The following is a 19,258-nucleotide window of genomic DNA, read 5'->3' as shown; positions in this document are numbered from 1 at the left end:
AGGAACTAAAGAATTTCCCATGCCGACAATTAATTCCAAATAGAATCAATTTCTTCTTGCGTGAGGTGGCGATAATCACCTGGTTCTAGTGCCTCATCAAGTTCGATAGAACCAATACGCTCACGATGTAAGTACTCAACTTTATTTCCTAACGCCGCGAACATACGTTTCACTTGGTGATACTTACCTTCCACGATAGTTAACAATACTTCATTCTCAGCCTCGTTCACGATTTCCAAACGAGCAGGCAATGTTGCTTCTGATTCATTGCGCAAAATGATGCCTTGTTCGAGCTTTTCCGCGTAATCTGGCTGAATAGCATCGACGAGCCAAACACGGTACGTTTTCTCACACTTATGCTTAGGTGAGGTAATACGATGAGACCACTTACCATCATCCGTAATCAATACTAAACCAGTTGTGTCGACATCTAATCGGCCCGCAAAGTGAAGGTTTTCAATTTTAGGCTCATCAAGCAATGCGAATGCAGTTTGGTTGTAGCCATCTTCATGTGAACAAACAAAGTCAGCAGGCTTATACAACATAATGTAACGAGGACCAGGAGCACCAATAACACGGTCTTCCCACATCACTTCCGCACCTTTAGGTACTTTAAATGCACCACTTTTTTGAACCTCACCGTCAACGGTGATGTCTCCACTTTTGATGATCTTTGTTGCCTGTTTGCGTGTTGCACCCAGAGCGTCACACAAATATTTATCTAAACGCATGAATACCTCATTGAATTATACCCAAGTGATCTCTAAATCTTGGTTTAAAGGTCACTTGGGTATAAAAGTCAGGTATTATAGCGTTCCTCGTTCGAATAGTTGAGCAATTTCACATATTTTCATGTACACACTTCGTCCTTATCAAGCCGACTCGGTTAAAGCCGTTATTCATTACTTTCGTAAACACTCGACACCAGCAGTGATCGTGCTGCCAACCGGTGCAGGAAAAAGCTTGGTGATCGCAGAACTTGCTCGCCTTGCGAAAGGACGAGTGTTAGTCCTCGCCCACGTAAAAGAACTGGTCGAGCAAAACCACGCGAAGTATGAAGGTTATGGTTTAAAAGGTTCTATCTTCTCAGCAGGATTGGGACGAAAAGAAACTGACCAGCAAGTCGTGTTTGCTTCGGTTCAATCGGTCGTACGTAACTTAGATTCGTTCAAAAACCAGTTTTCTCTGCTCGTTATTGATGAGTGCCATCGTGTGCCAGATGACAAAAACAGCAGCTACCAAAAAGTTATTACTCACTTACGAGAACTGAACCCTGGCATTAAGGTGCTGGGACTAACTGCAACGCCCTATCGTTTAGGAATGGGCTGGATTTATCAGTATCACACCCGAGGTCAAGTGCGAACCGAAGAGCCTCGATTCTTCCGCGATTGTATTTTCGAACTGCCGATCCGTTACTTGCTCGACGAAAACTTCCTCACTCCAGCCCGCATGATGGATGCGCCCGTTTTGTCTTACGACTTCTCTCAGCTGAAGCCCGCTAACACCGGACGCTACAAAGAAACAGAAATGGACATGGTGATCGATAAAGCCAAACGTGCGACTCCACAAATTGTTGAGCAAATCATGCAATATGCGAAAGAGCGTCAAGGTGTCATGATCTTCGCTGCAACTGTTCGACACGCACAGGAGATACACAGTTTATTGCCAGAAGGCGAAACTGAAATCGTCATTGGTGATACACCTACGCCGGAGCGCGATGCGATCATCCAAGCGTTCAAGAATCGTCAAATAAAATACTTAGTCAATGTTTCGGTACTGACAACCGGGTTTGATGCGCCGCATGTCGATTTAATCGCGATTTTGCGACCAACAGAGTCAGTCAGTCTGTACCAACAGATAGTAGGACGAGGATTACGCTTATCAGACGGAAAATCAGAATGTTTAGTGCTTGATTACGCAGGCAACAGCTACGATTTATACCAACCTGAAGTCGGTGATCCCAAACCAGACTCTGACAGTGAAATTATCACGATTCCTTGCCCGGCTTGCGGATTCAATAACAACTTCTGGGGTAAGTTGGATAGTAACGGTTTCTTGGTTGAACATTTTGGCAGACGTTGCCAAGGTTACTTTGAAGATGAAGACACAGGCGAACGTGAACACTGTGGCTACCGTTTTCGTGCCAAATACTGCGGTGAATGTGGTGCGGACAACGATATCGCTGCACGAATTTGTCATGAGTGTGATGCGACGCTCGTAGACCCAGATAAAAAGCTAAAAGAAGCCCTTAATCTCAAAGATGCATTAATCTTTGAATGCACAGAAATGGACCTATCTGTATTTAAGTCCAGTGATGGTAAATCTCAGCTAAAGGTGACGTATTCTGGTGAACCATACCAAGGCGAAGGCAATGCGTTAGTTCATGAGTTTTGGACATTGAGTACCAAAAAACAAAAACAAACGTTTAAAGATCAGTTCGTACGCCCCCACTTAGCAGACAAGCATCGCCCTTTTGAAGAGGCTTCACCGACACGCGTTGTCGCTAATCAACATCGTTTCCGTTTGCCTCAGTTTGTTATTGCTAGAAAATCTGGTCGCTTTTGGAAGCTGCGAGATAAAATTTTTGAAGATGAGTTGAAATAACATCGACAACACATGGCAAAACTTAATTAGCTGATTCACTCTCTGTTCATCTATCTCCGATATACTGCGGCTAACGCTCCAGAAAAGGTTTGACTATGTATAAAGCAACGACTTCTCTACATTCTGCGTTACTTTTCGGCCTTATCACGACATTCATGTGTGCACCAAGTTTTGCCAAGCATGGCAACGAGTACACATCACAAAATGGCCACGCCATCGTGCAAGATGTCGAAAAGCCAGGAACACGTATCGAATTCGATGAAGATCAAGATGAGGTCTATCGCGCGGTTCAACAAGGATATATACGACCATTTTCGGAACTTTACGCCGCAGTAGAAAACGACCTATACGGCCGCATCATCAAGGTCGAGCTTGAAGAAGATGATGATGCTTGGGTGTATGAATTGAAAATTCTGTACAACAACAGCGTCCTGAAAGTTGAGTACGACGCCGCCACGCTAGAAATGCTTGAGATCAAAGGTCGCAGCTTTAACAAAGCGTTAAAGCCGCAAAACAACTAAACTTGTCTAATGCGTCATCCAGACACGATGCGTAGCTTACTTCGATAAAAATCCAAACATAATAAGAATCATCAATATGAAAATACTTGTTGTTGAAGATGATCCTCGTTTAGGCGAGCAAATCATCGAAACATTAGAAAGTACCGGCTGGGTACCAGAATTGTCCCAAGATGGCATAGACGCTCTGTATCGCGCGACTTCGGAAGAATGGGACGCCATTGTTCTTGACCTCGGCTTGCCAAAACTGGATGGTCTTACCGTCCTAAAAGGCATCAGAGATGAAAACATTAATACTCCTGTCGTGATTCTAAGCGCTCGCGACACCCTAACGCAGCGAGTTGAAGGCTTAAACGCAGGTGCAGACGATTACCTAACTAAACCATTTGAAATGGTTGAGCTTATCGCTCGTATTCGTGCACAGCTTCGAAGAGCCTCTGGTAATGCCTCTCCTGTGATGCAAATTGGCGACTTGAGCTTGGATACACGCACTTCTAAAGTCATGTGGCAAGGTCAAGCGGTAAGCTTGACGGCGCTAGAGTATAAAGTGGTCGCTTACTTTATGCATAACCCGGAAAAAGTGATTTCTCGAACCGAACTCGTCGAGCACATTTACAAACAAGACTTTGATCGTGACTCCAACACAATCGAAGTTTTTATCGGCCGAATTCGCAAAAAAATCGCACCAAAGATCATCAAAACTGTCCGAGGGTTGGGATACCAATTAAATGCCGAATAGAAACAGGCTACCGTTGAACGCAATAAAACGACTGAGTATCAAAAGTCGCCTCGTTTTAGCGGCGATCGTTTGGTTAACGGCAATGATCCTCGCCGCTGGTGTGACGATACCGACGCAGGTCTACAACTATATGGTTGATGACACTCGCTCACAGCTCAGCATTTTTATGGATGAAGTCGCAGCACAGTTAGAAGTCGATAACACCGGGCATCTTTCACTCGCAGCTCAGCTATCAGACCCTCGATTTAACCGACCTTACAGTGGTTTGTATTGGAGTGCCTCTACAGAGGCAAGCCTCGAACGTTCTCGTTCGTTGTGGGACAAAAAAATCGAATACAAAGGTTTGGATAAAGATGCGTATGGAGCAAGAGGCGAAAAACTAATTACGCTAGAAAAAGCACTGTACCTTCCTGATTACGATGGTCCTATTCACATTATTATTGGTATTGACGAAGAGCCCATTAAAAATACCCTTCAAACGTTAATCGGCCAACTTTGGCTTATTTTGGGTTTATTATTCGCGGGCGTACTTACCGTCATTTTACTGCAAATTGCTTGGTCATTGAGTCCGCTTACAAAGCTACAAAAAGAATTAGCCGAGCTGAAGTCTGGTAATAAAAAGAGTCTAGAAGAAACCTACCCAAAAGAGATTTCTCCTCTAATCTTCGACCTCAACGCTCTGCTGTTCCATTACCAAGAATTACTAGAGAGAGCTCGCAATCATGCAGGTAACCTATCTCATGCACTTAAAACGCCACTTTCTGTTCTAAAAAATGAAGTTCAGACGTTAGAACCTGAGGCACAATCCCGTCTCAGAGCTCCAATCAATCAAATACAAGACCATATCGATTACCATTTGGGTCGTGCCCGTATGGCCGGATCGATGAACATATTATCAGTGAAGTCGAACCCAGCAGATCGTGTGGATGCTATCTCAATGGCGTTTGATAAAGTGTATGCGAGCCGAAGCATTACCTTAATTAATGAACTTGATTCAGAGCTGAATGTAGCAGTAGAGCAGACCGATCTCGATGAAATGCTAGGTAACTTGCTAGAAAATGGCTATAAGTGGGCCAACAGCATGATTCGTGTGCACTCCTCTCAGGATAAGGAAAATATACACATCATTATTGAAGATGATGGGCCAGGCATCCCTAAAGAGAAACTGAGTCAAGTAATCAAGAGAGGAGTTAGATTGGATGAAACAACCCCTGGCTCAGGTCTTGGTCTAAACATAGTCAGTGAAATGGCACACAGTTACCGAGGTCAATTAACATTGGATACAAGCGCTTTGGGTGGATTAAAAGCATCTTTAGTCTTACATCTCAGCCGAACATAAAGCATATAACAGTAAACTTTGTTCTTCGGACCTTGATCAGTAAACCGATGAAAATGAAGTCGATGTGAACAAAATCCAAGCAAAGCGTTAAAAGGGATAGCCTTCCACCCCGCTAAATCATACCTTTTTGTTGATTTGGATACGATTTGGGTTGCCCATTTATAAGTGGAATGATAGTATCCGCGCTCGCTTGAACAGTTCCTGTTTCAAGCTTTACCACGAACAACAAGGTCGCATTGTTGATTGTGAACATTTGATTTTTACTAATTTGAGAGTAAATACTATGAAATTCGAAGCAGTAGTACGTACTGAACTAGGTAAAGGTGCGAGCCGCCGCCTACGTCACGCTGGCAAATTCCCTGCAGTTGTATACGGCGGTGAAGAAGCAGCAGTAGCTATCGTTCTTAACCACGACGACATCGTAAACCAAATGGACAAGCCTGAATTCTACGAAGGCATCGTTCTAGTTATCGATGGCAAAGAAGTTAAAGTTAAGCCACAAGACGTTCAACGTCACGCGTTCAAGCCAAAAGTTGAACACATGGACTTCATCCGTATCTAATTCCCTACCAAGGAATTAATCGGATTAAATCCAAACCTTTTGCATAAAAGATAATCGGACTTACCAACCGAGACATCTACAAAATTTCAAAACCCCGGAGTCTTACCACCTCCGGGGTTTTACTATATTTGGCATATAGCATTTGATTTATGAACGGGCAATATACTTCACTAAAGTGAGATCGGTCAGCGTCATACTCTCAATCACTTCCGACTCTTCCTCTCCAGTACGCACAAAACCACACTTCTTGTAAAAGTTAAGCCCCTGTTGATTAGTATCCAGTGCTTTCAAACTGATCTGCATAACTGACGTAGAGAGCAAACGTGTCTCTAACTCATCTAACAGTGCACTTCCTGCTCCTTGCCCATAATGTAGCGGCGTAACGTAGCAACATGTCACTAATGCCGTTTTATCTTCGCTGGTGTGGTTAGGTAACTCGTAACTTAAAAAGCCAACAATTTCTCCTTGCCTCTCAACTACGATCAATTGGGCCAGTTGCTCCGTCATCACTCGCGCCCACATCCTTTCTCGACGCTCAATCGTAAACTGCTCTATGTAGCTCTTTGGCATTAATCCTTTATACGCCACCTGCCAAGAATCAACGTGTATCTTGGCGATTTGGGCTGCTTCCTTTTTGAGTGCGTCCCTTACTGTGTATCTCATAAGCATCCTTTATTAGCGTTCACCACTTACAAATTCTTTTAACCCTACCCTTTAAACCAAAGCTCAAAGATAACAGCTACAGTCGCAACGCTTTACATTAATCCATTTCATTTTCATTAATTAAATGATAGTTCACATCATAATATTCGAAGAAGAATGATCCATTATTTACTTTTCATTTTGACTCATTAGGTTGAATCTATTTGTTTAAACATTCGAGTGTCAAATGCGGAATAAGCACGATAAGGTATCGGATGAGGATAAATAAACGATGCTTAAAGCATAAGGTTTCTAAACGATCGCAATTATAGTAAAGAGATAAATACAATTTTTGATAGAGTTTGGCAGAATAAAGCCATGATCAAATGAGTTTAAGCTCTGTGCTGTTCATTATGCATACAAACCGCCACCCCTCATCATCAGAGCGAAAATTTATAACGATTTGTGTCATACCTATTAGGAAAAACATAAACTTGGCAAAATAATCACCAAAATCAGCGTAATACTTCGCAAAAATGCGCATTGATTCACACAAACAACACACATTCAATTAACTACCTCACAAAAAATAGAGCTAGCTATATAAAATAAATACTAAATACCAATTCTGTTTATTTATAGACGTAGTTTGCAGGCTTATTAATTCATTTCTCCGATAGAAGTATAAATAAGAGATAGATCACTAAAGTTTCACATTAATTCCGTATATTTCACGCCGTAACAATAACAAAATCACAAAGAAAGGATCCCTTATGAAGTTTTCCAAATCTCTTTTGGTAGTGGCAGTGGGCGCTGCGCTAGCAGGATGCGGCTCAGACAGCGACAATTCTCCAGTAACCTGCGAGACTGCAGATTCTTGTACAAAGTTCACCGTTCTCCACACTAACGATAACCATGGTCGCTTTTGGCATAACAGCGACGGCGAATACGGCATGGCTGCGCGTCACACTTTAATCGAATCTATCCGCGCAGAAGTCGAAGCAAAAGGCGGTGAAACCATTCTGCTATCTGGCGGTGATATTAATACCGGTGTACCAGAATCAGACATGCAAGATGCGGTTCCAGACTTCGTAGGGATGAACCTACTTGGTTACGATGCAATGGCTGTCGGTAACCACGAATTTGATAACTCACTAGATATTCTCGATATGCAAGCCGAGCTAGCTGACTTCCCTATGCTGGCTGCGAATATCTATAAAAAAGATACAAACGAGCGTTACTTCGACCCTTACAAAGTATTTACTATCAACGGCCTTAAGATCGCTGTTATTGGTCTAACAACGCAAGACACTGCGAAGCTAGTCAATCCAGACAACGTATCAAACATCCACTTCGAAGACCCTCAAGTAGAAATCAAAAAGGTACTGAAGGAAATCGAAGAGAACGAAAAGGTAGACCTAGTATTTGCAACGACGCACATGGGTCACTACGAAGACGGCAAAAACGGTAGTGAAGCACCAGGTGACGTTAAACTCGCTCGCTCTCTTGAAGAAGGACAGCTAAACGCTATCATCGGTGGTCACTCGCAAAACCCTGTATGTATGGAACCAGGTACCAATGAGTATGCTGATTTCAAACCTGGGGATGATTGTGCCCCAGACCAACAAAAAGGCACTTGGATTATGCAAGCGCATGAGTGGGGTAAATATGTGGGTCGTGCAGACTTCGAATACTACGACGGCAAGCTTCACTTAGCGAACTACGCACTGATTCCTGTAAACCTTCTAGACGAAAACGATGAAGTTATCGGTGAACGAATTCAACAAGATGCAACAGTAAAAGCGTTACTACTGCCATACCAACAACAAGGTCAAGAGTTATTAGATGAGAAGATTTCTAATACGACGGGTAAGTTAGAAGGTGATCGTAACGTAGTTCGCTCTCAACAAACTAACCTAGGTCACCTACTCGGCGAGGCATACCGTACTTACAAAACGGTAAATGCTGACTTTGGTGTGATGAACTCTGGCGGCGTGCGTGATTCAATCCAAGATGGTGATATCACTTACCGTGACGTACTAACGGTTCAGCCATTTGGTAACTTCGTGACTAAAGCAACTATGACAGGTAAAGAAGTTAAAGAATACCTAGACGTGGTTGCGACGAAATCTGCAGGGTCTGGTGCTTACGCTCAACTAGATAACATCACTTTAGATGTAAACTGTGATGCTGGCTCAGTAACCATTACCGATATTAACAATAAAGGCTTCGATCTAAACGAAACGTACACATTCTCTGTAATCAGCTTCAGTGCTGCTGGTGGCGATAACTATCCAATCATCGATGTTCAATCTACACAGCTAACCGATGCATACGTTTTGCGCGAGTTCTTCGTAAACAACCCACAAATCTCTGCGGATAACTACAACAAGAACTTAGAGAACGTCAAGTACTTCAGTAATGGCCAACCAGTAAAAGGTTGTCCTGCAACTGGTAGCTAATACTCAACACCTTACCCCTGGCGCTAAGAGCTTTTACAAGCAATTTCGTCAGGGCTTTCCTTAAAACCGAAGCTTTGTGCTTCGGTTTTTTATTTTCGATAAATTACTGAAAACTCTCCACCTTCACAATATGTTCAAAAATTGTTCATTTGTGTTATTGACGCCCCTGTGTTGGGCTTCTATGTTTGATAAGGTCTTTTAAATATGCAGGTTCATCGGCTAAATTTCGCGAAACATTTTCAATCGCACAGTCAATGATTCTGAGAAAGATGTGAATGGCGTTACAAACACTGCTCTCAAACAATTTGTCTTTGGACTTCAAACGATGGTGATGTGCCTCCACGCGCACACTAATGAGCAGCGATCTGGACGTCAATGTGTTCAAACTGCTGCCATCGAGTTCTGGAGGTCAAAAATGAAACGAGCCAGCAATAGCTACAGACTCCAAATGATCAAAGAAGTAGTTACCCGTAGAGAGCGTGAAGCTTGTACGGATCCTATGGCGAGATATATTCATCAACTGATGGATGAACGCCCAACAAGTAAATTAGATGTTGAATTCAATCATCGATTTTCAGGAAATCACTTCGACGAACAAGCGGGAGGCTGGGTTAGCGACCGTTGGTCGATGAAATAACGCCAATTACCGCTCTATAGGGAAAATGGATAGGAGATTCCCGGTTCTTAAAGGACACCTTGCCGGACCGGGAATATGTAAAAGCCTAATCAGAACCGAAAGCGAAGGCGTAACCCCACAGACTGAACAAGAATTCTAGAATAAGTCTTGTTGAGGCGATGACTCATCTTGAAGCTGTTCTGGCTTCGTCTTCCCGGCCAACATCTTTCTTCTGTACCTTTGACGACACAACTTAATAACGTGCAACTGCTGAGCGGGGGTTAAGTTAAGCCAATTAAACCTTTCCTCTCTCTTTCTCATACACCCCTTGCAATACCCTTTTTCATCGGAGGTACATACTCCAACACAAGGGCTTGGGACAGTAAAAAACTCCAGTTGCTCCATACTAAAACCGCTCTTTCCATATTAGGGCGTATTGGCCTAGTTTAAATAATGAGAAGATTAGTCAGCAACAAAACTTGCTATATACTTCGTTATGTCAAAAACATACGAAACCATAACCTTATGCTGACAAAAACAGTGTTTTATTACTTATACTTACCGCGTTTATAAAAACGGAGTCTATAAAATGAAGCTTAGCCTAAAAACGTTAGTTACAGCAATCTCTCTCCCTGTTCTTATGACTGCTTGTGCTAGCAACGGTGATGATGTGAAAGAAATAACGGCTCAAGATTTGCAGCACCACAACTGGGAACTTGTTCAAGTTGATGGCAAAAATATCGTTCTAGACGAACACCAAAAAGCGGCTCGCCTAGAAATCGGTGAAAATCTAACCGCAAACGGCAACGCAGGTTGTAACAACTTCTTCGGTCAAGCCGAGTTGAAAAACAACCAACTACGCATCGAAAAAATGGGCATGACCATGAAGATGTGTATGGAAGATCAAATGAAGATCGAAAACGCAATGACACAAACACTATCTAACTGGAGCGATATCACGCTAACTAAAGATGGTCTTGTTCTGAAAAGTGCCGATCACGAATTGACGTTTACACTACGTGACTGGGTAAACTAATCCCAACTAAGTAAACCAGATAGTATCTTAAAGCAGCCAAACGGCTGCTTTTTTTATATCGATGAATCGTTAGTCATGCATGCTAAAGTCATTTAAATGGCCAACTTTCTTTCTCTTTTCGCCCTCAATTCCATGCTTTAGACATCAATTTTGCTCTGTAAAACAACCTATTCATATCTCTGGGGACGATAATTTTCAATTACTTGAAAGAATATCCTCAAACAAACGGTCCGCTCCTAAAATGACACCAAATTTGTCCTTTATTCGTTTTGCTTCACATTGAGAGTAATTCTTTGAATCAATGAGTGATTCCGTTTGGGATTGGCATTGATAATAGAGAGAGATGAATTACTATCCTTGTAACAGAGCGGAACGACTTGCGAAAACGTCAATAGAAACGAAAGCAAGCACCAAAAGACATAACACGGAATAGATATGAAAAAGCTACTCAGCAGCATTGGCATTTTAGCCACGACTTTTGCGACACCTTCTTTTGCCGATTCATCAGTGAATAGCGAATGGCAAAAAATCGAACAACAAGCCGACGGGCAATCCGTCTACTTTCATGCTTGGGGCGGAAGCCAAGAAATTAATCGCTACATACAGTGGGCGAGTAGAGAGCTAAAATCACGTTATAACGTGACGCTAAACCACGTTAAAGTAACTGATATTTCTGAGACCACTACTCGACTTATCGCAGAAAAAGCGGCAGGTAAAAACAGCGGTGGCAGTGTTGATATGGTTTGGATCAATGGCGAAAACTTCAAATCAATGAAGGATAACCAATTGCTATTTGGTCCTTTTGTCGAAGGTTTGCCAAGCTGGCAATATGTGGATAAATCTCTACCAATTGATGTGGACTTCTCCGAGCCAACAGAAGGTCTAGAAGCACCTTGGGGAGTAGGACAATTAGTGTTTATCCATGACGAGCAAACCCTCCATAACCCTCCAAAATCATTCGCAGAAATGCTGAGCTATGCAAAAGCGTTCCCGAATCGCCTGACTTACCCTCGACCACCAGAGTTTCATGGCACAAGCTTTATCAAAGCATTACTCATTGAACTGTCTAACAACGCCCCTGAGCTGCAACAACCAGTTACCGATGACACGTTTGAGCAAGTCACTCAACCGCTGTGGTCTTATCTAGATGAGTTCCATAAAGTCGCTTGGCGCGGTGGTAAGCAGTTTCCAGGCGGTACAGCAGAAACCCTTCAGCTACTAGATGATGGTCAGACTGACCTGGCGATTACCTTTAACCCGAACGCGGTTTTCTCTGCGCAGTCGAGCGGTAATCTTGCAGAGAGCACCAAAGCGTACGCAATGGACGCAGGAGCACTCTCAAATATCCACTTTTTAGCGATTCCTTGGAACGCAAATGCCAGTGCTGGTGCACAAGTTGCGATAAACTTTTTATTGAGCCCTGAAGCACAGTCTCGCAAAGGTAACCTAAACATCTGGGGCGACCCTTCGGTACTAAGCAACCAATACCTAACTGGTTCGGCCAAAAACACTCAACAATTCAAATCTATCGCTGAGCCACATCCAAGTTGGCAAGCGGCGTTGGAAAAAGAATGGTTGAAACGCTACGGGAATTAGTAAGAATCCATGTTAAGAGCGCTGTATTTAGTCATTATCGCAGTTTGTATTTTGCCTACCATTCCGGGACTACTTGGAGTGGTGGTCTCTGCGCTCGGTTATGTACCTCCTATCGGTCTACACCACTTTTCTTTTGATGGCTTCAATGCCGTCTTTGATTGGGAAGGTGTTTGGACATCCATCGGGCTTACTTTCTACTCCGCCATTTTCAGTAGCTACTTGGCTTGCTTCATCGCATTTGCAATTCTACAAGCCTCTTGGGGCAGTAAGTTTTGGCGAAAAATTGAAGTTAGCCTTTCCCCACTTCTCGCGATGCCGCACGTCGCGTTTGCAATTGGCTTTGCGTTCTTGTTTGCCCCAACTGGTATGGGCGTTCGTGTTCTCAACCAACTGTTTGGTTACGACCCGAATGCACAAACGGTGAATGACTTAGCATTGCTGATTAAGGACCCACATGCACTCGGTTTGATCATCATGCTTGCGATTAAAGAAGTGCCGTTTTTATTGTTGATGAGTATTCCGATCCTTCAGCAATTGAAAGTCGATAAGGTTGAAAAAGTCAGTCACTCGATGGGCTACAGTTCCGCGCAAGCGTGGTGGAAATGCGTATTTCCGCAATGGTTAGCAAAACTTCGTTTCCCAATGCTGGCGGTATTGGCTTACAGTTTGTCCGTTGTCGATGTCGCCCTGATTATTGGCCCTACTAACCCACCCACGTTTGCGGTTTTGGTATGGCAATGGTTTAACGATCCAGATTTATCGCTCCTACCAAGAGCTGCCGCTGGCGCAGTAATACTGTTTGCGATCGCTAGCCTTTTGATTGGATTTGCACGCTTAATGGAATGGTGTATTACCAAAGGCTTCAAACGCTGGCAGTACTCTGGTCGAAACGGGTTTCGTTTACCCGGTAAAACCCTATTTTCACTGATTGCTCTACTTGCACTTCTAATGATTCCACTCATGGTGCTGTGGAGCTTTGCCCAACGTTGGCGCTTTCCAGATTTGCTCCCAAGCCGTTACAGCCTGCGTTTTTGGGAATACGAATGGCACAGCATTCTAGGGACTCTAGAACAAAGTATGTCAATCGCCCTGATCAGCGCGACTGTCGCTCTAGTTCTTGCTTTAATAGCACATGAGTATCGTCTCCGTTATCGCTGGCAGGTGCCCGGTTACATCATCGCCATCCCGATGCTGATTCCTCAGCTATCGGTGCTATTCGGTATGCAAGTGGTAACACTGTACTTAAACAGTAACGCGTATTTCTTTTGGGTATGCTGGGCGCATGTATTCTTTGCGTTCCCATTTATTTACCTCTCGCTAGACGGTCCGTGGCGCAGCTTCGACAACGGCTTAACTCGCGTCGCACTCAGCTTGGGTAAATCACCGATGCAAGCTTGGTTAAAAGTGAAACTGCCAATCCTCCTACCTGCGATTGCATTCGCATGGGCGGTTGGGATTAGCGTAAGTCTGGCGCAATACCTACCGACATTGGTGCTAGGGGCTGGGCGCATTAGCACCATCACAACCGAAGCCGTTGCACTATCCAGTGGTTTTGACCGACGTGTCACCGCGATTTACGCTATTTGGCAAGCTCTGCTGCCATTCTTGTTCTTCTCTTTTGCGATACTGCTTAGCCACTTGCACAGGAAGTATCGCCGCTTGTCTATAAAAGGTTTACTACTGAATGAGTCTTTGTCTCGAAAACCTCGCCATCCGTAAAACCAATGGCGACGCGCTTTTTTCAGCGTTCAACATGACCGTAGAGAAAGGTGAAATTGTTACCCTGATGGGGCCTAGCGGTTGTGGTAAATCCACTTTGTTGGATGCCATTGCTGGGCACCTATCCGCCGAGTTCAATTACTCTGGATCCATTACGCTTGATAACGAAAAGTTGGATGCCCTCCCTGCCCACAAACGTCAGGTCGGTATTCTATTCCAAGACGATTTGCTCTTCCCTCACTTGACAGTGTGGGAGAACCTTGCTTTCGCGCTACCAAACTCAATCAAGGGTGAAGAGCGTAAAGCTCACGCCATGCAAGCACTGAAGAACATTTCATTGACCAACCTAGCAGAGTCCTTTCCTGACCAAATCTCGGGAGGGCAACGTGCCCGTATCTCATTGACTCGTATGCTGCTGGCAAAGCCGAAAGTTGCGCTACTTGATGAGCCCTATAGCAAGTTGGATAAAGACCTGCGTGTACAATTTCGCAATTGGGTGGTCGAGCAATTACAGCAAGCAAACATCCCTACTTTGATGGTAACGCACGATGAAGACGATATTCCTGATGGCAGCAGCTGCCTAAACTGGCCGTGGGAGACAAATCATGCTTGATAGCCTGAGTATAAAGCTCATCCGCAAACCGCTGGCACTCAGTGCGAAATATCTCGATAAATGTGGTATCACTGCAAATCAGACGACAGTGTTTGGTTTTGTACTTGGCTGTTTTGCCCTCCCGGCTTTGATCACCGAACAGTACTTGTTGGCGTTGCTGTTTATTTTGCTGAACAGAATCTGTGATGGGTTAGACGGTGCACTGGCAAGGATTCAAGGCATTACCGATGCGGGTGGCTTTCTTGATATCAGCTTAGATTTTTTGTTCTATTCGTTGATTCCTTTTGGCTTTGTGCTTGCCAACCCAGAGCACAATGCCGTTGCAGGCGCATTTTTGATTTTTTCCTTCATCGGCACTGGTAGCAGCTTTTTGGCTTTTGCCATCATGGCAGGAAAACAAGGCATCGATAATCCGGTATATAAAAACAAATCGCTTTACTACATGAGCGGCTTAACCGAAGGTACAGAAACCATTGGCTGCTTGGTTTTATTTTGTTTGCTACCGCAACACTTTGCCGTCATCGCGTATATCTTTGGCGCGGCATGCTGGTTTACTACTTTTACACGTATTTATTCCGGGTTTCATACGCTTAACGATCATTAATACTGCTTAGACAATCGCGTTTCCTTAAGGGACAGGCCGCTAAGCCACTGTTTTATAAAGCACCAAAACGCAGGTTAAATTGGGGTATATACTCTTTGAATGAAGAAACCATTCGGAGGCTATATGAAAAAACAGATCAATTTAGGCATGTTGCTCACCATTACTTGTGCGCTCGTGCTTGGTGGCTGTAGCTCACCTAACCCGTACGGAGATGCATACGGCTCATCCGACACTCGCAAAGTTCAGCAGGTTTACTACGGCACAGTAGAAAAAGTAGAACCCGTAACCATTGATGCCTCTACCCAATCCAATGCCATTGGCACCATCGCTGGTGCTGCCGTGGGCGGGATCTTAGGCTCAAAAGTTGGGGGCGGTTCTGGCTCGGATATCGCTGCCATTGGTGGTGGTCTATTGGGTGGCTATGCAGGCAGCAAAGCGGCTGAAGCAACCGCGAAAAGAAATGGCGTGAATCTGACCATTCGTTTAGAGGACGGAAAGATTATCTCTATTGTTCAAGAAGCAAATCCAAACATGATTTTCCAACCAGGCCAAGCGGTCCAAATCAATGTTTCTGGTAATGACGCTAGAGTCGTTCCTCGTTAATTCGGACGAACCAAACCTTTGGCCTGCTTTAATTCAAACACCTAACCCGCGCAAGCTTACATCACTGACTTGTTAACTTGCGCGTTTCTTTTCGTATCAAACTTGATCGTCGTCAATGGAACATCAATCTCCCACACCTTTCGATGTTCAAATGACATCAAGTTGCTAGCATGAGCCCATTCCAGATAACTTTGGGCTTGTTATGACTCCGACTGTTGACCACGTACTCCTTAATATCGCGCTAAACCTCAGCTCAAATCGCTCTCACGAGCAGCAATATCAAAATCTCATTGATGGGGTCGCGCAAGTATTCCCATGTGATGCGAGCTGCCTGTTTATCTTCGATGAGGATGGGTTTCTAACTCCTGTCGCGGTAAAAGGCTTATCCAGCTCGGTCTTAGGTCGTCGCTATTTCCCCAAGGCGCACCCTCGCTTAGATGCCATTATTCATAGCCGTGAACCGGTGCGTTTCGATGCCGATTGTTCACTGCCGGATCCTTTCGACGGCACACTATTAACTGAAGACCAATGCATTGATGTTCACGATTGCATGGGCTTTAGCTTGTATGTCGAAGGCCAACTTGTTGGCGCACTAACGATGGATGCACTAACGGTGGGCGCGTTTGATGGCATCGATCCTGTCGCTATCGAAACCTTTGCGGCTTTGACCGCTGCGACATTGCGTAACATTGCTCAGTTAAAAGCGCTCAAAGCGCAAAACCAGAAGCAAAAAAGCGTCACTCAAACCCTTATCCAGCAAGCCCGTTCTCAACATGGCGAAATGGTGGGTTTGAGTCCACAGATCAACCAGTTACGAAACAACATTGCGACTGTTGCTCAATCAGATTACGCAGTACTTATCACAGGAGAGACCGGTACTGGTAAAGAACTGGTCGCGCACTCGGTACACGCGCAATCTCATCGTAGCGATAAGCCGATGATTTACGTCAACTGTGCGGCCCTGCCTGAAGGTCTGGCTGAGAGTGAACTGTTTGGCCATGTCAAAGGCGCATTTACAGGTGCTAATAGCCACCGTGCCGGTAAGTTTGAACTGGCAGACGGTGGAACGATTTTCCTTGATGAAGTGGGCGAACTGCCTATGATTTTGCAAGCAAAATTGCTGCGCGTAATTCAGCAAGGCGAGCTGCAACGTGTGGGTAGCGATCAGCATTTGATGGTCAATGTGCGCATCATCGCCGCGACCAATCGACAATTAGAAAAAGAGGTCGAAGCTGGCACGTTTCGAGCAGACCTTTTCCACCGTTTAAACGTATTCCCAATCCAAGTTCCCCCACTTCGTGCCCGTGACGGTGATATTCCCGTTTTAGCCGGATATCTGTTAGAAAAGGTACGCCAACAATTTAATGCGCCCAATCTTCACGTTCACCCTAAAGTGTTGACTCAACTGGAGTCTTTACCTTGGTACGGAAACGTACGCGAGCTCGAACACACTTTAACTCGCGCGGCTTTACACGCCATTCAACAAGGCGCAAGCACGATCATGCTTAACCATTTCGACACCTCATTGGCTCTCGATGATGTAAAAAACACATCGCATTATCTGCCTAAAGAAAGCCAACCAATGCGAGAGCTAATAGAAAGCTATCAACGTGATTTAATTGAACATGCTTTGAGCCAAACTGGTGGCGTTTGGGCAAAAGCAGCGGAGTTTTTACAAATAGATCGAGGGAACTTATATCGGATGGGTAAAAAGCTCGGGATCAATAAATAACCGACCACAAGAAGCCGATGTGATTAAGACATCAGCTGCGTTGTCTTAATCACATCAACCACTCTCCTAAATCTGATAGAATTCAATACAAATCAACAAGATAATAATTGGCATGCATTCTGCTCTCTAGTGGTCAACATCACGACTATTAAAACAATCACTGGAGAACCCAATATGTTCTGTATTCAATGTGAACAGACAATTCAAACCCCTGCTGTTAAAGGTTGTTCTTTTGCACAAGGTATGTGTGGTAAAACTTCTGAAGTATCTGACCTTCAAGACGTGTTGGTTTACACACTGCAAGGGGTTTCTTTTTGGGCATCAAAAGCACTTGAATTCAACATCATTAACGATGAAATCAACCAATGGGCACCAAAGGCATTTTTCTCTACATTGACGAACGTAAACTTTGACCCTGAACGTGTCCTAGAGCTAACTTCTCAAGCGGCAACGTACAAAGCATTGCTAAAAGAGCAAGTAATGTCTGCTGCAACACTCGCCGATACCGAAGTTGCTGACATCCCTGTTGTTGCTCACTTTGAGCTACCAAATAGCGCAGAAGCAATCTTAGCTTTTGCTCCTCAAGTCGCGGTTAACCGTGGTAAGGACCAAGTACATGAAGATGTGATTGGCCTACGCCTACTTTGCCTATACGGCCTTAAGGGTGCAGCCGCGTACATGGAGCACGCACGTGTTCTTGAGCAAACCAACAACGATATCTATGCCGAATACCATGAAATCATGGCGTGGTTGGGCACAGACCCTGAAGATCTCGGCGAACTACTTGATTGCTCAATGCGCATCGGCCTGATGAACTACAAAGTGATGGAAATGCTCGACCAAGGTGAAACAATTACCTTCGGCCATCCAGAACCAACCACGGTGAACGTCAAGCCAGTAAAAGGCAAATGTATTCTTGTTTCTGGCCATGATTTGCATGACCTAGAAAAAATCCTGCAACAGACTGAAGGCAAAGGCATTAACGTTTATACCAACGGTGAAATGCTGCCTGCACACGGCTACCCTGAGCTGAAGAAATATCCTCATCTTGTCGGCAACTACGGCAGCGCATGGCAAAACCAACAGAAAGAATTCGCAAACTTCCCTGGCGCAATCGTAATGACGTCAAACTGCTTGTTGAATCCAAATGTGGGTCAATACGCAGACCGTTTATTCACTCGTAGTATTGTTGGCTGGCCTGGTGTGGCTCACATCGAAGGCGATGATTTTAGCCAAGTGATTGAATGTGCTCTAGCGCAAGATGGTTTCCAACACGATGAAATCGAACACCACATCACGGTTGGTTTTGGTCGAAATGCACTGATGAACGCCGCCCCTGCGGTTATCGACCAAGTGAAGCAAGGCAACATCAAGCACTTCTTCCTAGTCGGCGGTTGTGACGGCGATAAAGCGGAACGTAGCTACTACACCGATTTTACGGCTGAAGCACCAGAAGACACGCTAATCCTGACCTTGGCGTGTGGTAAGTTCCGCTTCAACAAGAATACGTTTGGCGATATCAACGGCATTCCTCGCCTATTGGATGTGGGCCAATGTAACGATGCTTACTCTGCAATCCAGCTTGCACTTGCACTGGCGAAAGAGTTTGACTGTGACATCAATGAACTGCCACTCACGCTTGTGCTTTCTTGGTTCGAGCAAAAAGCGATCGTTATCTTGCTAACGCTATTTGCATTGGGCGTGAAAGGCATTTACACAGGCCCTACTGCACCGGCATTCCTAACGCCAAACCTAATCGCCATCATCCAAGAGAAGTTCGATATGCGCAGTATTGGCAATGTTCAGGATGATCTAAAAGCCATCCTAGCAGCTTAATAAACTTGCTTGTTACGCGCCTCCTTACGCGGAGGCG

General features: G+C 44.5%; 18 protein-coding genes. 15 read left to right on the top strand and 3 right to left on the bottom strand.

Going from position 1 to position 19,258, the window contains the following annotated elements; all coding sequences use genetic code 11:
* Window positions 1-29: 29 nt before the first annotated feature.
* A complete protein-coding gene (gene rsuA / locus R7P80_RS04965) occupies window positions 30-731 on the bottom strand; it encodes a 16S rRNA pseudouridine(516) synthase RsuA (RefSeq protein WP_005378059.1) in 702 nt (233 codons plus the stop codon).
* Between the two features lie 121 nt (window positions 732-852).
* On the opposite strand from rsuA, the gene R7P80_RS04960 reads away from it, so the two are divergent.
* The 5 genes from R7P80_RS04960 (at window position 853) to rplY (ending at window position 5,762) form a co-directional block, all read left to right on the top strand.
* Window positions 853-2,604, top strand: coding sequence for a DEAD/DEAH box helicase (locus tag R7P80_RS04960; protein WP_186584329.1), 1,752 nt, complete (start codon window positions 853-855; stop codon window positions 2,602-2,604).
* A 155-nt stretch (window positions 2,605-2,759) separates the two neighbouring features.
* The gene (locus R7P80_RS04955) at window positions 2,760-3,125 is read left to right on the top strand and encodes a PepSY domain-containing protein (protein WP_372008595.1); all 366 of its coding nucleotides are present in this window, start codon (window positions 2,760-2,762) and stop codon (window positions 3,123-3,125) included.
* A 76-nt stretch (window positions 3,126-3,201) separates the two neighbouring features.
* A complete protein-coding gene (locus tag R7P80_RS04950; RefSeq protein ID WP_005378073.1) occupies window positions 3,202-3,861 on the top strand; it encodes a response regulator transcription factor in 660 nt (219 codons plus the stop codon).
* Window positions 3,851-5,200 carry an ATP-binding protein gene (locus R7P80_RS04945; protein WP_005378071.1) on the top strand — a complete coding sequence of 450 codons (1,350 nt, stop codon included), beginning with the start codon at window positions 3,851-3,853 and terminating at the stop codon, window positions 5,198-5,200. Before R7P80_RS04950 ends, R7P80_RS04945 begins: the two co-directional genes overlap by 11 nt.
* A 283-nt stretch (window positions 5,201-5,483) precedes the next feature.
* Window positions 5,484-5,762: a 50S ribosomal protein L25 gene (gene rplY / locus R7P80_RS04940; RefSeq protein WP_005378066.1), complete on the top strand. Its 279-nt coding sequence runs from the start codon at window positions 5,484-5,486 to the stop codon at window positions 5,760-5,762.
* Between the two features lie 147 nt (window positions 5,763-5,909).
* On the opposite strand, the gene R7P80_RS04935 is transcribed toward rplY, so the two are convergent.
* A complete protein-coding gene (locus R7P80_RS04935) occupies window positions 5,910-6,425 on the bottom strand; it encodes a GNAT family N-acetyltransferase (protein ID WP_017634886.1) in 516 nt (171 codons plus the stop codon).
* Between the two features lie 752 nt (window positions 6,426-7,177).
* On the opposite strand from R7P80_RS04935, the gene ushA reads away from it, so the two are divergent.
* Window positions 7,178-8,866: a bifunctional UDP-sugar hydrolase/5'-nucleotidase UshA gene (gene ushA / locus R7P80_RS04930; protein WP_017820852.1), complete on the top strand. Its 1,689-nt coding sequence runs from the start codon at window positions 7,178-7,180 to the stop codon at window positions 8,864-8,866.
* A gap of 415 nt (window positions 8,867-9,281) precedes the next feature.
* Complete coding sequence (locus tag R7P80_RS04925; RefSeq protein WP_005386686.1) at window positions 9,282-9,503, top strand: hypothetical protein; 222 nt, start codon at window positions 9,282-9,284, stop codon at window positions 9,501-9,503.
* A gap of 135 nt (window positions 9,504-9,638) precedes the next feature.
* Here the strand turns inward: R7P80_RS04925 and R7P80_RS04920 are convergent, their stop codons facing one another.
* A complete protein-coding gene (locus tag R7P80_RS04920) occupies window positions 9,639-9,887 on the bottom strand; it encodes a DUF1289 domain-containing protein (protein WP_005378062.1) in 249 nt (82 codons plus the stop codon).
* A 184-nt stretch (window positions 9,888-10,071) separates the two neighbouring features.
* On the opposite strand from R7P80_RS04920, the gene R7P80_RS04915 reads away from it, so the two are divergent.
* From R7P80_RS04915 to hcp, 8 genes are all read left to right on the top strand, one after another.
* Window positions 10,072-10,518 carry an META domain-containing protein gene (locus R7P80_RS04915; protein ID WP_005378077.1) on the top strand — a complete coding sequence of 149 codons (447 nt, stop codon included), beginning with the start codon at window positions 10,072-10,074 and terminating at the stop codon, window positions 10,516-10,518.
* 435 nt (window positions 10,519-10,953) lie between these two features.
* Window positions 10,954-12,114, top strand: coding sequence for an ABC transporter substrate-binding protein (locus R7P80_RS04910; RefSeq protein ID WP_042522009.1), 1,161 nt, complete (start codon window positions 10,954-10,956; stop codon window positions 12,112-12,114).
* A gap of 9 nt (window positions 12,115-12,123) precedes the next feature.
* Window positions 12,124-13,833 (top strand): ABC transporter permease, encoded by a 1,710-nt coding sequence (locus tag R7P80_RS04905; RefSeq protein WP_225491456.1) that lies wholly within the window; start codon window positions 12,124-12,126, stop codon window positions 13,831-13,833.
* Window positions 13,799-14,446: an ATP-binding cassette domain-containing protein gene (locus R7P80_RS04900; RefSeq protein ID WP_151514690.1), complete on the top strand. Its 648-nt coding sequence runs from the start codon at window positions 13,799-13,801 to the stop codon at window positions 14,444-14,446. The genes R7P80_RS04905 and R7P80_RS04900 overlap by 35 nt, the downstream gene beginning before the upstream one ends.
* Window positions 14,439-15,050, top strand: coding sequence for a CDP-alcohol phosphatidyltransferase family protein (locus R7P80_RS04895; protein WP_042522015.1), 612 nt, complete (start codon window positions 14,439-14,441; stop codon window positions 15,048-15,050). The genes R7P80_RS04900 and R7P80_RS04895 overlap by 8 nt, the downstream gene beginning before the upstream one ends.
* Before the next feature lie 123 nt (window positions 15,051-15,173).
* Entirely contained in the window at window positions 15,174-15,653 is a 480-nt protein-coding gene (locus R7P80_RS04890; RefSeq protein ID WP_005386695.1) for a glycine zipper 2TM domain-containing protein, read from the top strand.
* A gap of 202 nt (window positions 15,654-15,855) precedes the next feature.
* Window positions 15,856-17,385: a nitric oxide reductase transcriptional regulator NorR gene (gene norR, locus R7P80_RS04885; RefSeq protein ID WP_225491457.1), complete on the top strand. Its 1,530-nt coding sequence runs from the start codon at window positions 15,856-15,858 to the stop codon at window positions 17,383-17,385.
* Between the two features lie 174 nt (window positions 17,386-17,559).
* Window positions 17,560-19,221: a hydroxylamine reductase gene (gene hcp / locus R7P80_RS04880; protein WP_213907084.1), complete on the top strand. Its 1,662-nt coding sequence runs from the start codon at window positions 17,560-17,562 to the stop codon at window positions 19,219-19,221.
* Window positions 19,222-19,258: the final 37 nt, after the last annotated feature.

Source organism: Vibrio sp. 2092 (genome assembly GCF_033339635.1).
GTDB classification, from domain to species: domain Bacteria; phylum Pseudomonadota; class Gammaproteobacteria; order Enterobacterales; family Vibrionaceae; genus Vibrio; species Vibrio alginolyticus.
Note: the sequence above shows the minus strand (reverse complement) of the source record. Positions and strands in the feature narration are given on the sequence as shown.